This is a genomic window from Chitinophaga sp. HK235 (genome assembly GCF_018255755.1).
GTDB lineage: Bacteria > Bacteroidota > Bacteroidia > Chitinophagales > Chitinophagaceae > Chitinophaga.
Genome location: NZ_CP073766.1, coordinates 6,028,371 through 6,048,135, shown reverse-complemented (window position 1 = coordinate 6,048,135; position 19,765 = coordinate 6,028,371). Strand labels below are relative to the sequence as shown.

The following is a 19,765-nucleotide window of genomic DNA, read 5'->3' as shown; positions in this document are numbered from 1 at the left end:
TTGATTAAGCTTCCGCCAGCAGTTTGCGGCTTTTAATATGGAACCGCACAAACAACAGCACAGAGGCCACCAGCAGACCTAACAACAGCGCCCACCATATGCCTTCCACGCCCAGCTCCAGTTTGATGCCCAGCACATAGCCCAGCGGGATACCGATACCCCAGTAAGCCAGCAGTGTAATAAATGTAGGCATCCGTACATCGCCGAGACCACGGAGTACTCCCAATCCGACCACCTGAGTACCGTCGAACAACTGGAAGAAAGCGGCTATCACGAGCAGACCGGCTGCAATATGTATCACCTGCGGATCATTGATATACATGGCTGGCAACAAGTTTTTAAATAACATAAACATCAGTGCGGTAGTCCCCATCAGTACCAGCACCATATGATAACTGGCGATAGCCGAATGACGAAGGGAATGATAGTCTTTTTTACCGAAGTTGTTGCCACTCTTGATACCAGCTGCCGCGGAAATACCGCTGGCCATCATGTAAGTCATGGCAGCCAGGCTGAGAGCGATCTGGTGGGCTGCCAGTTCGGCTGCGCCGATCCAGCCTACCATCACCGCCGCTCCGCTGAAAGCGCTGATTTCAAAAATATACTGCAGGGCCACCGGTGTGCCAATGCCCAGGATTTTTTTGATGGAAGCCATCTGCAACTGCTTAAACCCAAACGATTGCAGGTAAGGTTTAAAACGAGGAGAGCGAAGCACATAAAAAGCCATGGTGACGCCCATGATCAGCCTGTCCGTAAAAGTGGCGATACCTACGCCTACTACGCCCATACGGGGAAATCCGAAAAGGCCGTATACCAGTGTGATACCGATCAGGATATTGATCACGTTACCGATAATACTGATATTCATGGCCTGGCGCGTAAAGCCCAGTCCTTCTGCAAACTGTTTGAAAGAAAGAAACAGCATCAGGGGGATGAAGGAAAAGCCGAGGTAACGCAGGAAGGGTCTGGCCTGTTCGGCTACGTCGGCCTCTTGCCTGAGCAGTTCCAGGTGGCTGCTGCCGAAATAGATCACGGCCGATAATAATACGCCTACCACCATGTTGATGATAAGACTGTGGCTTAACAGATGGCCGATCGCGCTTTTGTTACCACGCCCGTTTTCCTGAGCGATAAGTGGTGTAAGGCCATACGACATGCCGATGCCGGTGACCATAAAAATACTGAACAGGCTGTTGCCCAATGATACTGCTGCCAGCGGCACTTTACCAGTATGACCGATGATGATACTGTCTGACAGGGCTACAAGGGTATGCCCCAGCTGGGAAATAACAACAGGATAGGCTAAATGAAAATTGTCTTTGTAATAAATCCGGTATTTTAGATAGAGCTGTTTCATTGATTCGTCGATTAAATTATTGTCAGGTTAAAAACTTCAGGTATGTAAACAAAAAAGGCCGGCGATCAGGTGATGCCGGCCTTTTATTGCAAATATTTTATGCGCTAAAACGGAGCATCTTCAAACCCTTCATCAAAGTTCATGTCGTTCATCTTGGAACCCTTCTGTATATACAGTTTCGCTTCATCATTGCCGCCACCGCCTTGCTGTGGACGGGAGATACCTGCGAATGGGCTGCCGCCGCCAGGATTTTCCAGGCTGCCATCATCTTCAAAGCGCTGGAATTCCAGTACCGCTCTTAATTTGATGGTGTCCAGCTGACCGTTACGGTGTTTGGCTATACGAACGTGGGTTTCACCTTTGTTGGACTCACCCATTTCATTGGCGTTGATCTCGTAGTATTCAGGACGGTACAGGAACATTACCATGTCGGCATCCTGTTCGATCGCTCCGGATTCACGGAGGTCACTCAGCTGAGGCATTTTATTACCGTCTTTACGTTTTTCCACGTCACGGCTCAACTGGGAGAGGGCGATCACGGGCACCTGCAACTCTTTTGCGAGCCCTTTCAGGTCACGGGAGATCTTACTGATTTCCTGTTCACGGTTGGACCCTCTGCCATCACCGCTACCGCTCATCAGCTGGAGGTAGTCGATGATGATAACGCCTACGCCGTGGTTATGTACCAGCCTTCTGCACTTGGCCCTCAACTCAAAGATATTGAGTGCCGGTGTATCATCGATAAAGATAGGCGCTTTGGCCAGACGTTCAATACCGTGGGTCATCAGCTTCTTCATCTCATATTCTTCCAGTTTACCACGGGAGATCTTTTCCAGTTTTATTTCTGACTCGGCCGAGAGAATACGTTGTACGATCTGGCCGGAGGACATCTCCAGGGAGAATACCGCTGCGCCTTTAGGGAAACGGGGATGCAGTGCAGCGTTACGGGCCAGGTTAAGGGCGAAAGCGGTTTTACCCACAGACGGACGGGCCGCGATGATGATAAGATCCGTTGACTGCCAGCCGTAAGTCACCTTATCAAGTGAAGGGAAACCGGAAGGCACACCGGTGATATCATCTCCTTTATTACGAAGATCTTCGATTCGTTTCATGGTGTTCACCAGTACACGGTCGATAGAGTCGTAGTTTTTACGGAGGTGGTTATTGGTGATTTCAAAGAGTTTGGATTCGGCGCTGTCGAGCAGGTCGAATACGTCGGCAGTGTCCTCATAGGATTCTGTGAGGATTTCGCCGGAGATGCGGATCAGTTCCCGCTGGATGAATTTCTGCAGGATGATGCGGGCATGTGCTTCGATGTTGGCGGAAGACACTACCGCATTGGTGAGTTTCATCACGGTAAAGGGGCCACCGACAGCTTCGAGCGTACCCATTGACTTCAGCTCTTCTGTAACGGTGAGAATATCTACCGGCATAGACTTGGACGCCAGTCGGGTCATGGCGGAAAAGATCTGCTGGTGTGCTTCTACATAAAAACATTCTCCTTTTAATATTTCTACAACAATATCAAAAGCACCTTTCTCCAGCATTATGGCTCCCAAAACAGCTTCTTCCAATTCTTTAGCCTGTGGTGGTATCTTGCCATACACCAAGGACGACACTTCAATGGCCGGTTTTCTACGAACATTGCGGTCCTTCTTAAGATTGAGATCCATTTATGGTTAGAGTATTAATAAAAGTTAATAAAAGGTTACTGTCAATGGGCCTTTCCGGTAGTGTTTACAATTATTTTGCATTATTCTCTGTTATGCTGCAGCAATTTCCGCTTTAAGGAATTGTAAATTTTCTCGAGCCGCACAAACTAAGGTAAAGGCATTTTTTTAATTAACCCTTTTTATTTGACGACTAAATTTATTAAGCCTCACGCACAGGTTATCCACCGTCATTCCGGCAGTTATCCACAAGCAACAATATAGTTACCCACAAAAAACCGGAAAAACCACGAGCAAAGGTCTGATTATTCACACACATTGTGCAAAAAAGGTTTTCCACATCAGCCACTGACTGTTCAGGATCCCGCAGGGGAACAGGTTTACGCCGGAAAAAACATTCTTTTCCCTGCAAAAACAGGCAAACAGGCAACCGGAACGGCCCTATCACCCAAATCTCCCTGTAAATCCGCCCTTTGTAATGCGTAATTCTTTAACTTTACGCTTCTTTATAAACCAAGCAGACAATGACGATTTCATACAACTGGCTTTGTGAGTATTTACCGGTAAAACCTACACCGGAGGAGTTATCCACCATCTTGACACGTATAGGCCTGGAAGTAGAAAGCCTCGAAAAATTTGAGGCAGTAAAAGGCAGCCTGGCCGGCTTGGTGATCGGAGAAGTACTGACAGCCGAGCAACACCCCAATGCGGACAAACTGAAACTGACCACTGTCAACACCGGCAACGGTGAGCCGCTGCGGATCGTTTGCGGTGCACCCAATGTGGCCGTAGGACAGAAAGTAGTGGTAGCCCCTATCGGCACCACCATTTACCCCCTGGGCGGTGAGCCCCTCACCATGAAAAAAGCAAAGATCCGTGGCGAAGAAAGTCAGGGTATGATCTGTGCTGAAGATGAAATCGGCCTGGGCAACAGCCATGCCGGTATCATGGTACTGGACGCCTCCCTTGAACCAGGCACTCCCGCCAGCGAAGTCTTCCGCCCTGCACAGGACTGGATCTACGAAATAGGCCTCACCCCCAACCGTATGGATGCGATGAGCCATGTAGGCGTAGCCAAAGACGTATGCGCTTTTCTCAATAACCTGGAACACACCCATAAATACCTGGTACAGCTGCCGGAAATAAAAGCCCTGCCACAGGCAGATGCTCCCCTCCCGATCAGCGTGACCATCGACAATACCGATGCCTGCCCCCGCTATAGCGGTATCAGCATCACCGGCGTTACCGTAGCACCTTCCCCGGAATGGCTCAAAAACCATCTGCAGGCCATCGGTGTACGTCCTATCAATAATATAGTAGACATCACCAACTTCGTTCTCCACGAAACCGGCCAGCCCCTGCACGCTTTCGACGCAACTGCCGTAAAAGGTAATGCTGTGGTAGTGAAAAACCTCCCGCAGGATACCCTCTTCGTGACCCTGGACGAAAAAGAAAGAAAACTCGACGCCACCGATCTGATGATCTGCAACGGTGCCGGCGAAGGCATGTGTATTGCCGGCGTATTCGGCGGACTGCATTCCGGTGTTTCTGATACCACCCGGGATATCTTCCTGGAAAGTGCGTTCTTCTCTCCCGGCGGTATCCGTACGACTTCTTTCCGGCACGGCCTCCGTACCGATGCCGCTTCCCGCTTTGAAAAAGGCGTGGATATCTCCAATGTGGTATTTGCCCTGCAACGCGCGGCAGCTCTCATCTGCGAACTGGCAGGTGGCAAAGCGGCTTCCGGCATTGTAGACGTATACCCTATGCCCAAACAGAAAACACAGGTGGAAACCACCTACGCTTATATCCACAAACTCAGCGGCAGCAAGTATTCTCCCGACAAAGTGAAGAATATCCTGCGCAGCCTGGGTTTTGATGTGCTGTCTGAAACGGCAGAAGGACTGCGGGTAGCCGTACCTTTCAGCAAACCCGACATCAGCCTGCCGGCTGACCTGGTGGAAGAAGTGATGCGTATTGACGGTCTCGACAATATCGAAATCCCAAGCCATGTCACTATTTCCCCGGCTTTGTCGTCCCACCCGGATGAAGAAGGTGTAAGGGAAAAAGTAGCCAACTACCTGGCGGGCAATGGTTTCAACGAAATTTTCACCAACTCCATCACCAACAGCAAATACTTTACGCCGGAAGTGCTGGAACATACCGTGAAAATGATGAACAGCCTCACCGTGGAGCTCGATGTGATGCGCCCTTCCATGCTGGAAACCGGCCTGGAAAGCATCTCCCACAACCTGAACCGCAAGAATGAAGACCTCTTCTTCTTTGAGTTCGGTAAAACCTACCAGGTACTGGAAAAAGGTTATGGGGAAACCAACCACCTTGTGCTGTACCTGACTGGTAAAAAAACACCGGAAACATGGATGCACAAATCCAGCCCGGCCGACTTCTACGACCTGAAAGGTTTTGTAATCAACGTATTAAGACAACTGGGATACAGTCAGTTGCAATGGGTTGAAAGCAATGCTGCCGATCTGCAGCCAGCCTGGGAAATAAAGGTAAAAAACCAGGTGGTGGTAACCCTCGGTGGTGTTACAGCACAGAAACTGAAGCAGTTCGATATCCGGCAGCCGGTATGGTTTGCAACATTTAATTGGAATAAAATACTCGGACTGTTGCAAAAAAGTGATAACTTTTACAAGGAAATACCCCGCTTCCCTGCCGTAAGGAGGGACCTGGCACTGGTACTGGATAAACAGGTGAGATTTGCAGCTGTGGAAGCCGCTGCACGCACTGTGAAGTCCTCTCTGCTCCAGGATATCAACCTCTTCGACGTTTTCGAAAGTGAGAAGCTGGGAGCCAATAAAAAATCGTACGCCGTAAGTTTTACCTTCCTGGACACCCAGAAAACCCTGACAGACAAGGAGATTGATGGGGTAATGGACAAGCTGGTAAAGGCTTTCGAAACGCAGTTACAAGCGGAAATACGCCGATAGATTTCGTTTTTCTGATGTTGGCGTGCAGGCCTGCATGTCAACATCAGGAATGACATAATTTGTTTAAAATGGTATTAGAGCAATACATTCAACGGGTAGAAGAAAAGCTACAGCAGCTGGTAAAACGTTTACACCAGCTGCAGTCGGAGAATGCATCGCTGAAAGAAGAAATCAACCACCAGCAACAAACGCTGCAACAGCAGCAGCTGGCCATACAGGCACTGGAAGATAAACTGCACCTCGCCAGGATTGCAGCTACCGCCCAGGGAGGTGCCACCGTAGCAACAGATGACGCAGCCTTTAAAAAGGAGATCCGGAGCAAAATCAATGACTATATCAGGGAAATTGACCGGTGTATAGCCTTGTTAAACGGCTGATAAAAATAATTTCAACATATGGAACAACTCATTCCTATCAATATCGTGGTATCTGACCGCTCTTACCGGATCAAAATACGGCCGGAAGAGGAGGAAGAGGTACGTCGTATTATGAAGGAAGTGAATGAAAAAATTGTTGACTTTAAGACCTCTTATGCTGGGAAAGACCAGCAGGACTACGTTGCTATGGCCCTCATCATGTATGCCACCCACCCTGTTACCAGCGGAGGTAAGGCGCAGGCTGTTACTGCTCCCTTTCTGCAGGAAAAACTTGAAAAGCTGGAAGAAATCATCAACCAGGCACTGGGATAAGCGCATTACCCGCTGCTAAACAATGACTTAGCTAATTCGCTAATTATCACGTATTAAACACGCTTTACTGCTATTTTTTTGTATTTTCGCGGGTCAGTTCTCGCCCCTGTCGCGTTTTAGCAGTGACATGGGTATGAGGATGCAACATAAATCAAGTATAAATAATTCATATGGATGTTACACTTTATACGACAATAGCTGCAGTAGTGGCATTGATCATAGGAATAGTGCTAGGTAAGGTGATATTTGCCAAAAACACACAGCAAAAAATAGACGACGCTGAACAACAGGCTAAAAAAATCATCTCAGATGCACAAGTGAGCGCTGAAAACCTCAAAAAAGACAGGTTACTCGAAGCGAAGGAAAAATACCTGCAATTAAAAAGTGAGCATGAAAAAGAAGTCATGCAGCGCAACCAGAAAATATCTGAATCTGAAAACCGTATTAAACAGAAAGAGCAATCGCTCAATCAGAAAAACGAGCAACTTCAGAAACAAATAAACGAAAACGATGCTATTAAAGAAACGCTGAACCGCCAGATGGAACTGGTTACCGTTAAGCGTAGCGAGCTCGAAAAACACCAGGAAGAGCATATCCGCCGCCTGGAAAAAGTGGCAGGCCTCACTGCCGAAGAAGCTAAACATCAGCTGGTGGAAAGCCTGAAAGAGGAAGCCCGTTCACAGGCGCTGTCCCATATCCAGGAAATCATCGAAGATGCCAAATTAAAAGCCAACAAGGAAGCTAAAAAAATCATCATACAGTCTATCCAGCGTACTGCTGCAGAGCAGACCATTGAGAACACCATCACCGTGTTCACCCTGGAAAGTGATGAAATCAAAGGCCAGATCATCGGCCGTGAAGGACGTAATATCCGTGCCATCGAAGCCGCTACCGGTGTAGACCTCATCGTAGACGATACCCCTGAAGCGATCGTACTGTCTTCCTTCGACCCGCTGCGCCGTGAAATTGCACGTCTGTCGCTCCAGCGCCTGGTACAGGATGGCCGTATCCACCCTGCCCGTATCGAGGAAGTAGTGGAAAAAACCAAGAAACAACTGGAAGAACAGGTGATGGACATCGGAGAAAGAACGGTGATTGAGCTGGGTATCCATGGCCTGCATAAAGAACTGGTACGCCTGGTAGGTAAGATGCGTTTCCGCTCTTCCTACGGTCAGAACCTGCTCATGCACTCCAAAGAAACTGCTAACCTCTGTGCGGTAATGGCTGCTGAGCTGGGCCTCAACCCTAAACTGGCCAAACGTGCCGGCCTCCTGCACGATATTGGTAAAGTGCCTGACGAAGAAACTGAACTGAGCCACGCCCTTCTGGGTGCCAAACTGGCTGAAAAATACGGTGAACATGCCGCAGTGGTAAACGCCATCGGCGCCCACCACGATGAAATGGAAATGCAATACGTGATCTCCCCGATCGTTCAGGCCTGCGACGCCATCAGTGGTGCCCGTCCCGGCGCCCGCCGCGAGATCATGCAGAGCTACCTGCAACGTATCAAAGACCTGGAAAACCTGGCCTTGTCTCACGAAGGTGTAGAGAAAGCCTATGCTATCCAGGCCGGCAGGGAATTACGTATCATCGTAGAGAGTGATAAAGTATCCGACAACGATGCAGACCGCCTGTCTTTCGAGATCGCCAATAAAATTCAGACCGAAATGCAATACCCCGGTCAGATCAAGGTAACCGTAATCCGTGAAAAACGCGCGGTGAACATTGCACGCTAATCATTCTGATTTAGATATCTGGAATTTTGATATTATATTGGAGTCCTCCGGCAAAACCGGGGGACTTTTTTTATATGCGAACGACGGATTACCACGTTATATTTCATTCAAAAATCCAATAATCTATATGAAGCGGTCTTTTTTAAAATTTGTATGGGGGGCTGCCCTCGTATTATGTACCAGCAGCGCTTTTGCTCAGAAAGCACAATCATTGTTCAACGGTAAAAACCTGGATGGCTGGAAAATACACGGTACTGAAAAATGGTATGTAGACAAAGGAGAACTGATATGTGAAAGCGGCCCGGATAAAGAATACGGCTATCTGGCTACCGACAAACAATACAAAAACTTTGAGTTGACCGTACAGTTCAAACAGGAAGCAGACGGCAACAGCGGCGTGTTTTTCCACTCTTCCCTGGAAGGCACCAAAATTTCCGGCTGGCAGGCAGAAGTAGCGCCACCCAACATGCACACCGGCGGTATCTACGAATCCTATGGCCGCGGATGGCTGATCAAACCTGAAAAGGAAAGAGAACAATACCTGAAAATGGGTGAATGGAATACCATGAAAATCCGGGTATCCGGCGATCAGGTAACCACCTGGCTCAATGGCTATGAGATGATCACCCTGAAAGACGAAAAAATCGGCGCAGCCGACGGTCAGATTGCCCTCCAGATTCACTCCGGTGGAGGCATCAAGGTAAGATGGAAAAATATTAAACTGGTTCCGCTGAAAGGATAACAACATTTTAGGATTTTGAAATTTGAAGTGCAGCGAAGACTTACACGGTTATCTTTACATTTCAAATTTCTAAATCAAAAAATCCCAAAATGCATTACAAAGACCAGGTAATCTTTATAACAGGCGCCAGTTCCGGTATAGGCCGGCAACTGGCGCTTTTATTGGCGCAGGAAAAAGCCTGGCTAATTCTGGCTGCCCGCCACCACGATACACTGGAGGCTGTAAAACAGGAATGCCTCCAATATACCTCACATTGTGAAATACTGGTGATGGACATCACTAATGAAGAACAGGTTAATGCAGGCGCTCAACATGCCTGGCAACTGTTCGGGAAAATTGATGTGCTGATCAATAATGCAGGTGTCACCCAACGTTCCAAACTGATAGATACGCAGGTGTCTGCCATCCGGCAACTGATGGAAGTCAACTTCTTCGGGCCTGTGATGCTTACCAAAGCCTTACTGCCCTATTTTAAAATACAGCAACGTGGCCAGATCATCGTTATCAGCAGCATGGCTGGTCTGATGGGCTATCCCTGGCGTTCCGGCTATAATGCCGCCAAACACGCCCTGCAAGGGTATTTCGAGACATTGCAGACAGAGCAGCCTATACCTCAACTATACACTACCCTGGTATGTCCCGGCCGTATTCATACTCCTATCACCTATGCAGCCATCACTGCTGACGGGTCTCCGTTCGGAAAGATGGACCCGGGCCAGGAACATGGTATCCCGGTAGAACAATGTGCCCGGCGTATACTCACGGCCATGCGTAAACGAAAAAAGCTAGTGCTGATTGCCCGCGCAGAACGGATACTGCTCTGGTTTAAGCGTTTCTTTCCACCACTTTTTTACGCAATAGCGCGGAAAGGGAATTAATTCCAGGGCATAAAAAAAGCCTGCATCATAGCAGGCTTTATAGCATTATTTTGTTTGATCTGTATCTTTGCTGGTTTCATCATCCTCATCATCCTCATCATCCTCATCTTCATGTTCTCCCGCAGGCTCATCATCTTCTGTAGGAAGGCCCATGGCTTCTTCTATCATACCATCGGGGTCCTTGTCTTCGTTTTCCTCTTCCGGAGTAATGGCATCTTCCGGGGTGGGAGCGGCTGCGGTGGTATCTTCTTCTCCGGTTGAAAGATAGGTATCGAAAGGAATGATTTCGTCATCTGGTTCAGCATCTTGATCTTCGGCTGCAGGCAGTATTTCTGGTGTTTCTCCGGACTCCTCCAGGTTATCCAGCTCATGGTCGGGATCCAGCAGCTCTCCGCTTTCAGACACCATCATGGAATGTACCTGCACTTCATCATTTCCTTCATTAGTTACTTCGCCGCGACCGATAGTGGCGGTGTCGTCGTTGATCAGGGTGGGCTGTACCATTTCTTCATCGAAGAGCTCCCTGAGTTTAGGCAGGTCGGCGGCAGAGTTGATACCGAAATAGTCCATAAATGAGCGGGACACGGCGTAGAGCAATGGCTTTCCGGGCAGTTCTTCACTACGGCCGGAGATCACGATCAGTTCTTTTTCCAGCAGTTTCTGAATGGAATAGTCGGTGCTGACACCGCGGATATATTCAATTTCACCTTTGGAGACAGGCTGGCGGTAGGCGATAATGGCAAGTGTTTCCAGGGCCGCGGTGGACAAGCGTTTCAGGAATTTATCCCCGTTCAGCTGGGCAACGGTCTGATAATATTCTTTTTTAGTCATGAACTGGTATCCACCACCGCTGTTTCTTACTTCAAAGGCATAAAATTCGGAGCTGTATTTTTCCTTTATGGCTTCCATAGCTGCTTCTACCTGGTCTAACGTAGCGCGGTCTTCCAGAAAGGCCAGTGCATTGTTAAGTAAATCCATTATTTCCAGCAGCGGTAAAGGCCTGTCGGCCGCAAAGATAAGTGCTTCCACATGCGGGATGAGCTGTGATATTTCCATGTCGATAACAGAAGTATGGCTTACAAAAAAAGGTCAAAGACCGAAAATACAGTCTTTGACCCTAATCTGAAAATATTTAAATATTCAGTGTTGACGTAGTGTGAATCATCTTTTATCAACCAGCCAGCGCAGCAGCACCACTTACGATCTCGGTCAGCTCGGTAGTGATGGCAGCCTGACGGGCGCGGTTGTAAGAGATCTTCAGGGAGCGCAACAGTTCCTGAGCGTTTTCTGTTGCTTTATCCATCGCGGTCATACGGGCACCATGCTCAGAAGCATGTGTGTCCAGAATAGCTTTGAAGAACTGGGTATTCAGAATTTTAGGCATTAACTCTGCAATCAGCACGTCTTTCTGCGGTTCGAAGATGTAATCAGCCTTTAATTTGTTGTTTTCATTGTTTTCCACCTTAGCAATGGGCAGGAACTGCTCAGACACAAATGTCTGGGTAGCAGCGTTTTTGAATTCACTGTAAATGATTTCCACTGCATCATAGGTACCGTCGATAAAGCCATTCAGCGCTATAGCAGCAGCTTCTTTCACATGATCAAAAGTCAGGTTGCTGAACATGTGCCAGAACTTATCGTTCACTCTGTAACCGTTCTGTGCAAAGTGCTCATATCCTTTTTTACCGATAGGCAGTATCTCTACTTTGCCCTGCTCATACTGCTCGTGGTATTTTTCGCGGATAACACGTTTGGCAGTTTTGATCAGATTGGAGTTAAATGCACCGCACAAGCCTCTGTCTGAAGTGATTACCACGATCAGTACTTTTTCAACCGCACGTTGTGCTGCCAGAGGTGTGTCGATATTGCCTTCACTGTTGGAAACAATATTCTGCAACATTTCCTGGAGCTTTAAGGCGTAAGGACGCATCAGCAAAATGGCATCCTGGGCACGTCTTAATTTCGCAGCACTCACCATTTTCATGGCTTTTGTGATCTGCTGACCAGATTGAATAGATTTGATTCGGTTTCGAACTTCCTTAAGCTGTCCGGACATATATTTTAATCAATTACGAATGACTAATACTTGTGACCCATTCAGGGGTTTAATTCCTGAATTTGGCTGCAAAGGTAAGCAATGACAGTATAATTTGAAAATCCGCAAAAAAGATAATTCAATCTTTCTTTTAAAGATTGTCATTCAATATATTACGAATAATAAATATTACAATGTTATGGAAGTGCCCAGTACCTGAAGAAAGGCAGCGATCCATTGCGGATGAGCAGGCCATGCCGGCGCTGTTACCAGCTTGCCGTCAACCACCGCCTCATATACATTTACAGAGACATAAGTACCACCGGCAGCTGTCACTTCAGGCCCTACCGCCGGATAGGCTGTCAGTTTTTTGCCCCGCACCACATCGGCTGCAGTAAGAATCTGGATGCCATGACAAACAGCCGCTACCGGCTTGTTTTCAGTAAAGAAATGCCGGGTCAGCTCCAGCACATTCTTATTCAGACGAAGATACTCCGGCGCCCTTCCTCCGGCAATCACCAACGCATCATAGTCCGCCCCGGACACATCCGCAAAAGTGGCATTGAGCACAAACCCATGCCCTGGCTTTTCACTGTAGGTCTGGTCGCCCTCAAAATCATGAATGGCTGTTTTTATCTTTTCACCAGCAGCTTTGTCCGGACATACAGCATGGACCTCATGTCCGATCATCTGCAGCATCTGAAAAGGTACCATGGTTTCATAATCTTCTGCATAATCTCCTGTCAGTAATAAAATCTTCTTCTGTCCCATATATGGTTATTATTTTTTTGTGTCTTTAAGATACTAAAAAAACCCAGGACTAAAGTCCTGGGCTATAATTGCTATAGCGACTTTTTCGTTTTAGTATCCCGGGTTTTGGGGGAATGGTGTGGAGGAACGGTCAATCTGGTCCTGCGGGATAGGCCGCAGCAGATATTTAGCCTCTACCGCACCGGCATCCGGGTTGTGTTTCTTCACCCTTTCGATCAGTTTGCCGGTACGTTTAAGGTCGAACCAGGCCAGTTGTTCACCAATCAACTCACGTCCCCTTTCATCAAGGAGGAAATCGATATCCACATCGGTGGCTTTTATTTTCATCGCCTCCTGATTGACCTGCGTTTCTGCCGGCGTGCTGCCCTGGCGGGCGGCCCTCATCCTCACGGCGTTTACCATATCAGCAGCGCCCTGGGCATTGCCTAGTTTGTACAGGGCTTCCGCAGCGATCAGATAGGTTTCTGCCAGGCGGAAAGCAATGAAGGGCCTTACGCCGGAAGCCTGGTTATCAGGGCGCAACGCATCATTAAACTTATTCAGGGACGGATATAAACGTTCGGTATATTTATCGGAAGATACCAGCAGGTAATTTTTGCTTTTTATCTCCGCATCCGTTACCGGGCGGCCAGGCATGTATACTGCTGTATCGCCCAGCTTCATCACCCAGGGGGTGGTAGTGGGTTTGTTAACGAACCATACGGTTGTAAAAAACTTCTCGTACCGTACATCATGCACGCGGTCTTTATACAGGGTATCCAGCAGGAAGGCAGTGGGCCGGAAACGTTTCCAGGGCGTACCATTGGCCAGGTCGCGCTGCATGCCATTGAGCACATCGTACTGCATCAGGAAAAAACGGCAGGCGTTGTTGTCTGGTGAAGCATAGAGCGGATCAGTAGTATATTGTGCGGCAAAGATGGTTTCTACATTGTTTTCATTGCCTTGTGCCCATACTTTTCCGGGATCATCCAGCAATTTAAAGCTGTAGTTTTTGATAACACCTTCTGCATATTTGTCGGCATTGGCATAATCATCGGGTTGTGCCTGCGGGGAAGAAGCGCGGGTGAGGTATACCCTTGCCAGCAGGTGTTCTGCTGCCGGTCTGGTGGCACGGCCCCATTCGTTCTGTACCGCCGGAAGATACTGTGCAGCCATCTTCAGGTCACTGATAATAGCATCATATACTTTGCTGGCTGTATCCCGTGTAGCAGCGGTATTAATTTCCTTGTTTTCGTGTAGCCGTAAGGGTATGTTACCAAACGTTTGCAATAAAATGAAGTGATAATGTGCCCTGCAGAACAGTGCTTCCCCCACTCCCAGGCTTTTGCTGGCAGAGTCCAGGTCCTTTACCTGATCGGCACGGTCTATCACTACGTTACTGTTGTTGATGGACTGATACAATCCGTTCCATAACTCTCTTACGTGATCATAGCGTGCATCCAGCTGGGAAGTGTATTGATTGGCAAATTTGAAGTTACCATCAGAACCGTTGGTATAGGTATCTGTTCCTACTACGGTCAGTGTCATCCCTCTTTCTGTGCTGTAGAAGATGCGCATACCGGCATAACTGGCATTGACAGCTGTTTTGAAACCATTCCGGGTATTATAGAAATCATCGGTGGTATTGGTTACCACAACTTCATCCAGCATTTTGTTGCATCCGGTGCCAGTGATTGCCAGTAATGCTATTGCCCACAATATATTTTTCATGACGAATGTTTTTGATTGAGAAAATTAAAACCGTGCATTCACGCCAAATTGCAGCATCCAGGTAGCGGGTGCATCGATACCTATCACATTTACATCTTCCGGGTCTACGCCTTTGTATTGCTGGCGATATGGCGCTAGTATGAGTGGTTGTTTTACGCTTACATTAAAGCGAAGGTCCTGCATCTGCATACGTTTTACAGCAGCTTCGGGCAAGGCATACGACAGCGAAATGCTTCTTATTTTCAGGAAGCTGGCGTCAAAATAAGCGAGGGACTGGTAGTTGACCGGCCGCTCCTGGTTGGCATTGGGCCGGGGGAAATCGTTGGTGGGATTGGTAGGTGTCCAGTAGTTGATGTTCAGGTTATTGAACCGACCGAAGAGTGTATTGGTATTCTGATAGAAATCACTTCTGATCATACCGCCAATACGGGCAAAGGCTACTACAGACAACTCAAAGTTTTTGTAGCTGAAACGTTGTGTGGTACCGGCTGTCCAGTCGGGTTGCGGAGTGCCCAGTATTTTACGATCGCTAGCATCTATCTTTTTGTCACCGTTGGTATCTTCCACTTTGATGGTCCCTGGTACCGGTTTGTAGCCCAGGCCGTCAGTTTTATCACTGGTTTGCCAGATGCCGATTTTATTATAGTCGTAGTACACATAGGTAGGTTGTCCTACAAACCAGCCATTGCCGATGTCTGCTTGTTTGCCATCCATGAGTTCCAGGATTTTAGACCTGTTCAGGGAGAAGTTGACATCCATGCTCCAGTTGAATCCTTTGGGGTTGTCTATCACGATGCCGGACAAACCCACTTCCAGACCGGTATTACTGGTAGCGCCCACATTCTGCAATACACTGTTGAAGCCGTTGCTGTAAGGCAACAGGAAAGGCATGAGCAGGTCGGTGGTTTTCTGTTTGTAGTAGTCTACGGTACCGGTTAAACGATTATTGAAGAAGCCGAAGTCCAGGCCGACGTCAAAGGAGGTGGTGGTTTCCCAGGTGAGGTTAGGATTACGCAACATTTGTGGTGTATAGCCGATCACGCCTTTGCTTCCGAATGAATAGGGAATGCGGGAGAGCTGTCCCTGAGTGGCGTAGGGGTCGATACCGGTATTCCCTATACGGCCGTAGCTGACACGCAGTTTCAGGTTGTTGATGTTGCTGTGTCCTTTCAAAAACTGTTCATTGGAAATATTCCATGCTGCGGCTACTGAGGGGAAGTAACCCCATTTTTTGCCGGGGGCAAAGCGGGAAGATCCATCTGCGCGCATGGTGAGGGTAAGCAGATAGCGGTCATCGTAGCCGTAGTTGAGGCGGCCCATGTAGGACAGGATAGTCCAGGAGCCGAGGCTGCTGCCTACGCCGGTTACGTTCATGGCTTCGCCCAGGTTGTAATATTCCTGTGATTCCACCAGTACGCCGCGTACATCTGCGGTGGAACTGTCGCCCCTTTGTCTTTGTACGCTGTACAAGCCGGTAAAGCCGATATTGTGTTTGCGGTTAAAAGTTTTGTTGTAGGTGAGGACATTTTCAACTGTATATGCAATCGTTTCGCCACTTCTTTTGGTAGCGGTGGCATCCCCCCCGCCTACCAGCAGGTTTACGTTGTTGCGTCCCTGAAACAGGCCATAGTTGTATTGTGAGATATCTGGGCCGACGTTCAATCTGTATTTAAGTCCGTCGATGATTTCCACTTCTCCATACAAACTGGTAAAAAGGCGGAAACGTTTGCGGTTTTCCACACGGTTACCGTCTACATAGTCCAGCAATGGATTAGGGAGGTTGCTGTCGCCATTGGGGAAGATGATCAGTTTACCGTTATCATCGTAAGGCGCGGAAATAGGAAGCATACGCAGGGTGTTGTTGATACCGTTGTAGGTTTCGCCTCTGCGGTTACTGTAGGAGCCTAACAGTGACGCTCCTACTTTCACGCGGGAGCCGATCATCTGATCGAGTGCGATGTTGATATTATAGCGTTCATAGCTTTGCAGTTTGAGGACGCCCTGATCTTTGTAGTAACCGAGGCCGATGGCATATTTTGTTTTTTCCGTACCGCCGGCCACGCTGATGGCGTGGTTGGTCTGGTAGCCGGTAGAGAGGATCAGTTTCTGCCAGTCGGTATTGGTTCCTTTCCGGATGCCGGCATATTCGGTGGGGGTAAAGATCACTCTGTCGGAAGAGTCGCGGTTGCTGTCTTTGTATTTACCGACGGTGCGGTTGGCTTCCCGTCTCATTTCAGCAAACTGTTCCCCATTCATGAGGTCTGTTTGTCCGAGGTTTTTTACGATACCGTAGGAGCCGGAATAAGAGACGATTGGTTTACTCACTTTACCGCGGGTGGTGGTGATCAACACTACGCCGTTGGCCCCTCTGGAGCCGTAGATAGCGGTGGCGGAGGCATCTTTCAGGATATCCATTGACTGGATGGTACCGGGGCCGATGTCGTTGAGGCTGCCGGAGTAGGGGATGCCGTCCACCACGTAGAGTGGGTCGTTGCCGGCGGAGAGGGAGCGGGTGCCGCGGATACGTACGGTGGGCTCATCACCGGGTTTGGCGCTGTTGCTGACAACATCCACCCCTGGTGTACGGCCCTGCAAGGCTTGCTGGGCGTTGGTTACCGGAACTTCCTGAATGGCTTTGGTGCCTACGGAAGCAATAGAGCCGGTGACATCTTTTTTCTTTTGCTGGCCGTAACCAACCACAACAATTTCTTCCAGTTTTTTCCGGTCCTCCTCCAGGGTGATGCTGATGACGTGGCGCCCGTTGACAGGCTCTTCACGCCGGGAGTAACCAATAAAGGAAAAGATCAGTACTACATTGGAGGCATTGGCAAGCTGTAGTTTGTAATGCCCGTTCATATCGGTCTGCGTACCGGAGGTACCGCCTTTGACGGCTACCGTTACCCCTACCAGCGGGGATTTATCTGTCGACAGTACGTTCCCTTCGACCTGTTGGGTGGTTGATTGCGCCTGGGCAAGCTGATGGCATAGTAGTAGGCATAACGCTGCCAGGCATAAACGTGAAATCCTATTCATAACGTTATCAGTTTTTCAAAAATGTGGCAATTGGGTAACTTATCCCGCTCAAAATAATAATTATTCTGATATATGCAAACGATTGCATTTAACATGTTGCATATTTGTTCGGACCGGTAACGATGATCCTCTTCAAACCCTTTCCAGCAGGGGATGTTTGTTTGTATTACTTTTCAGGAGATGAACATTATACTGCGATCATTCAGCAGTATTCCTAATCAAGCGTACCTTTTTGCCGAATGCTGTAATTTAGCAGGGCACCTATTAAAATCTGTAGTATGTTAAGACCTATTGACAACTATTTTCTGAAACAACCGGAACCACTGAAAAGCTGTCTGGAATTTATGCGCGCTTACCTGCTCAAAGCAGACCCCAACCTGAAAGAAGACTGGAAATACGGAATGCCCTTTTATTGCTATAAAGGAAAGATGTGTTGTTACCTCTGGGTACATAAAAAATACGGACAGCCTTACCTGGGCATCGTAGAAGGGCATAGTATAGATCATCCCGATCTGCTGACGGAAAAAAGGGCCCGGATGAAGATCCTCTTGCTCGACCCCGAAAAAGACCTGCCCATGAAGAAAATTAATACTATCATGAAAGCCGTATTAGCTTTATACCGTAACGGTGATGTATTATGATGCTGCTGATGCTTCTGATGAGCGAGGATAATTTCTTTTTGCAATCGGTTGTAAAAATCATTTTCATTGTTTAATTTGACACCTTCATTTCCGGTTTAGTTATGAAAAGAACGATTTTATTATGCGGCAGCCTGCTTTGTATCTACGGCAGCCTATTCGCGCAGAAAAGCCAGTGGCAGCCACTGTTTAATGGTAAAGACCTGAAAGGCTGGAAACAGCTGGGAGGCAAGGCCGTCTATAACGTTGAGGACGGTCAGATAGTAGGTACTACGGTAACGGGTACGCCTAATTCCTTCCTGGCCACCGACAAGGAGTACGGTGACTTTATCCTGGAGCTTGAATTTAAGCTGGGAGCGCCTTTTAACTCCGGCATCCAGTTCCGCAGCCAGAGCAGGGAGGATTATCAGAGTGGCCGGGTATTTGGCTACCAGATGGAGATCGACCCTTCTGACCGCAAATGGAGCGGAGGTATTTATGAAGAAGGCAGAAGAGGTTGGCAGTATCCGCTGGAACTCAACCCCGCCGGACAACAGGCCTTCAAAAACGAGGGCTGGAATAAATACCGTATCGAATGCCGCGGCAATGAAATGCGTACCTGGGTAAATGGCGTACCTACCGCCCACCTGGTGGACACTGCGTTACCAAAAGGTTTCATCGCCCTGCAGGTACATGGTATCGGCAAAAACGCCGCGGATGAAAACAAACATATCTACTGGAAGAATATCCGTATCATCGACAAACCAGCCGCTGCCCAGTATTCTCCTTATGACAACATCTATGTAGTCAACAATGTTGACAATACCATCTCCACCCAGCAGAAAAAGAACGGTTTTCAGTTGCTGTGGGATGGGAAAACCAGCAAAGGCTGGAGAGGGGCTTATAGAAAAGATTTCCCGGCCACCGGCTGGCAAATGAAAGACGGCATACTGACCATTGCACATTCCAATGGTGACGAAGAAGGCAGTGGTGGTGACATTGTCACGGAAAAGGAATATGGTGCCTTTGAACTGGAATTTATGTTCAAACTCTCATCAGGAGCCAATAGCGGCGTAAAATACTTCGTGAATGAATCGTATGAGACGGGTGGTAAATCTGCCATCGGACTGGAGTACCAGGTACTGGACGACGAAAAGCACCCGGATGCCAAGCTGGGCCGCGATGGTAACCGAACTCTTGCTTCTCTCTATGATCTCATGACAAGAAAACAGGAAAAACGTGCCCTTCTACCTATTGGAGATTGGAACAAAGGTCGTATTATTGTGTATCCAAATAACCACGTGGAGCACTGGCTGAACGGTTTTAAAGTATTGGAATATGAGCGGGGCTCCCAAGCCTTCAAAGATCTGGTGGCGATCAGCAAATACAAAAACTGGAAAAATTTTGGTCTCTGGCCGGTAGGACACATCCTTTTACAGGATCATGGTAATGAGGTTTCCTTTAAAAACATTCGAATTAAAGTATTGAAATAAAATATTTTTTATCTTTTTTTTCATTGTTCACTGTTCTAAATAAGCATTCCGATTCTTCGGAATGCTTTTTTGTTATAAGG

The 19,765-nt window shown here is 48.1% G+C and carries 15 protein-coding genes; 8 read left to right on the top strand and 7 right to left on the bottom strand.

Annotated elements, in window-relative coordinates:
* Positions 1-4: 4 nt before the first annotated feature.
* Both KD145_RS22950 and dnaB read right to left on the bottom strand, forming a co-directional pair.
* Complete coding sequence (locus tag KD145_RS22950) at positions 5-1,357, bottom strand: MATE family efflux transporter (protein ID WP_212001965.1); 1,353 nt, start codon at positions 1,355-1,357, stop codon at positions 5-7.
* Between the two features lie 104 nt (positions 1,358-1,461).
* On the bottom strand, positions 1,462-3,030 hold the full coding sequence (gene dnaB / locus KD145_RS22945) for a replicative DNA helicase (RefSeq protein WP_113615415.1): 1,569 nt from the start codon (positions 3,028-3,030) through the stop codon (positions 1,462-1,464).
* A gap of 521 nt (positions 3,031-3,551) precedes the next feature.
* Between dnaB and pheT the strand changes: the two genes are divergently transcribed.
* The 6 genes from pheT to KD145_RS22915 all read left to right on the top strand — a co-directional run bounded on the left by pheT (position 3,552) and on the right by KD145_RS22915 (position 10,026).
* A complete protein-coding gene (pheT, locus tag KD145_RS22940; RefSeq protein WP_212001963.1) occupies positions 3,552-5,981 on the top strand; it encodes a phenylalanine--tRNA ligase subunit beta in 2,430 nt (809 codons plus the stop codon).
* Positions 5,982-6,049: 68 nt separating this feature from the next.
* Positions 6,050-6,358 (top strand): hypothetical protein, encoded by a 309-nt coding sequence (locus KD145_RS22935; protein ID WP_212001961.1) that lies wholly within the window; start codon positions 6,050-6,052, stop codon positions 6,356-6,358.
* Between the two features lie 18 nt (positions 6,359-6,376).
* A complete protein-coding gene (locus KD145_RS22930) occupies positions 6,377-6,670 on the top strand; it encodes a cell division protein ZapA (protein ID WP_113615418.1) in 294 nt (97 codons plus the stop codon).
* Between the two features lie 170 nt (positions 6,671-6,840).
* Positions 6,841-8,406 (top strand): ribonuclease Y, encoded by a 1,566-nt coding sequence (rny, locus tag KD145_RS22925; RefSeq protein ID WP_212001959.1) that lies wholly within the window; start codon positions 6,841-6,843, stop codon positions 8,404-8,406.
* A 127-nt stretch (positions 8,407-8,533) separates the two neighbouring features.
* Positions 8,534-9,148 carry a DUF1080 domain-containing protein gene (locus KD145_RS22920; protein ID WP_212001958.1) on the top strand — a complete coding sequence of 205 codons (615 nt, stop codon included), beginning with the start codon at positions 8,534-8,536 and terminating at the stop codon, positions 9,146-9,148.
* Between the two features lie 89 nt (positions 9,149-9,237).
* Entirely contained in the window at positions 9,238-10,026 is a 789-nt protein-coding gene (locus KD145_RS22915; RefSeq protein ID WP_212001957.1) for an SDR family oxidoreductase, read from the top strand.
* A gap of 45 nt (positions 10,027-10,071) precedes the next feature.
* On the opposite strand, the gene scpB is transcribed toward KD145_RS22915, so the two are convergent.
* The 5 genes from scpB to KD145_RS22890 all read right to left on the bottom strand — a co-directional run bounded on the left by scpB (position 10,072) and on the right by KD145_RS22890 (position 17,575).
* The gene (scpB, locus tag KD145_RS22910; RefSeq protein ID WP_212001956.1) at positions 10,072-11,082 is read right to left on the bottom strand and encodes an SMC-Scp complex subunit ScpB; all 1,011 of its coding nucleotides are present in this window, start codon (positions 11,080-11,082) and stop codon (positions 10,072-10,074) included.
* 115 nt (positions 11,083-11,197) lie between these two features.
* Entirely contained in the window at positions 11,198-12,082 is an 885-nt protein-coding gene (atpG, locus tag KD145_RS22905) for an ATP synthase F1 subunit gamma (RefSeq protein ID WP_212001955.1), read from the bottom strand.
* Positions 12,083-12,250: 168 nt separating this feature from the next.
* A complete protein-coding gene (locus tag KD145_RS22900) occupies positions 12,251-12,832 on the bottom strand; it encodes a DJ-1/PfpI family protein (RefSeq protein WP_212001953.1) in 582 nt (193 codons plus the stop codon).
* A gap of 90 nt (positions 12,833-12,922) precedes the next feature.
* Entirely contained in the window at positions 12,923-14,542 is a 1,620-nt protein-coding gene (locus tag KD145_RS22895) for a RagB/SusD family nutrient uptake outer membrane protein (protein ID WP_212001951.1), read from the bottom strand.
* A 24-nt stretch (positions 14,543-14,566) separates the two neighbouring features.
* A complete protein-coding gene (locus tag KD145_RS22890) occupies positions 14,567-17,575 on the bottom strand; it encodes a TonB-dependent receptor (protein ID WP_212001950.1) in 3,009 nt (1,002 codons plus the stop codon).
* A gap of 278 nt (positions 17,576-17,853) precedes the next feature.
* Here KD145_RS22890 and KD145_RS22885 point away from each other — a divergent pair, with 278 nt between their 5' ends.
* Both KD145_RS22885 and KD145_RS22880 read left to right on the top strand, forming a co-directional pair.
* Positions 17,854-18,216, top strand: a complete 363-nt coding sequence (locus KD145_RS22885; protein WP_212001948.1) for a DUF1801 domain-containing protein — start codon at positions 17,854-17,856, stop codon at positions 18,214-18,216.
* 101 nt (positions 18,217-18,317) lie between these two features.
* Positions 18,318-19,685 carry a DUF1080 domain-containing protein gene (locus tag KD145_RS22880; RefSeq protein ID WP_212001945.1) on the top strand — a complete coding sequence of 456 codons (1,368 nt, stop codon included), beginning with the start codon at positions 18,318-18,320 and terminating at the stop codon, positions 19,683-19,685.
* The last annotated feature ends 80 nt before the right edge of the window (positions 19,686-19,765 follow it).

Bases quoted from the DNA above. Each gene is read 5' to 3' on its own strand.
- KD145_RS22950 (WP_212001965.1), bottom strand. From the start codon at position 1,357: ATGAAACAGCTCTATCTAAAATACCGGATTTATTACAAAGACAATTTT.
- dnaB (WP_113615415.1), bottom strand. From the start codon at position 3,030: ATGGATCTCAATCTTAAGAAGGACCGCAATGTTCGTAGAAAACCGGCC.
- pheT (WP_212001963.1), top strand. From the start codon at position 3,552: ATGACGATTTCATACAACTGGCTTTGTGAGTATTTACCGGTAAAACCT.
- KD145_RS22935 (WP_212001961.1), top strand. From the start codon at position 6,050: ATGGTATTAGAGCAATACATTCAACGGGTAGAAGAAAAGCTACAGCAG.
- KD145_RS22930 (WP_113615418.1), top strand. From the start codon at position 6,377: ATGGAACAACTCATTCCTATCAATATCGTGGTATCTGACCGCTCTTAC.
- rny (WP_212001959.1), top strand. From the start codon at position 6,841: ATGGATGTTACACTTTATACGACAATAGCTGCAGTAGTGGCATTGATC.
- KD145_RS22920 (WP_212001958.1), top strand. From the start codon at position 8,534: ATGAAGCGGTCTTTTTTAAAATTTGTATGGGGGGCTGCCCTCGTATTA.
- KD145_RS22915 (WP_212001957.1), top strand. From the start codon at position 9,238: ATGCATTACAAAGACCAGGTAATCTTTATAACAGGCGCCAGTTCCGGT.
- scpB (WP_212001956.1), bottom strand. From the start codon at position 11,082: ATGGAAATATCACAGCTCATCCCGCATGTGGAAGCACTTATCTTTGCG.
- atpG (WP_212001955.1), bottom strand. From the start codon at position 12,082: ATGTCCGGACAGCTTAAGGAAGTTCGAAACCGAATCAAATCTATTCAA.
- KD145_RS22900 (WP_212001953.1), bottom strand. From the start codon at position 12,832: ATGGGACAGAAGAAGATTTTATTACTGACAGGAGATTATGCAGAAGAT.
- KD145_RS22895 (WP_212001951.1), bottom strand. From the start codon at position 14,542: ATGAAAAATATATTGTGGGCAATAGCATTACTGGCAATCACTGGCACC.
- KD145_RS22890 (WP_212001950.1), bottom strand. From the start codon at position 17,575: ATGAATAGGATTTCACGTTTATGCCTGGCAGCGTTATGCCTACTACTA.
- KD145_RS22885 (WP_212001948.1), top strand. From the start codon at position 17,854: ATGTTAAGACCTATTGACAACTATTTTCTGAAACAACCGGAACCACTG.
- KD145_RS22880 (WP_212001945.1), top strand. From the start codon at position 18,318: ATGAAAAGAACGATTTTATTATGCGGCAGCCTGCTTTGTATCTACGGC.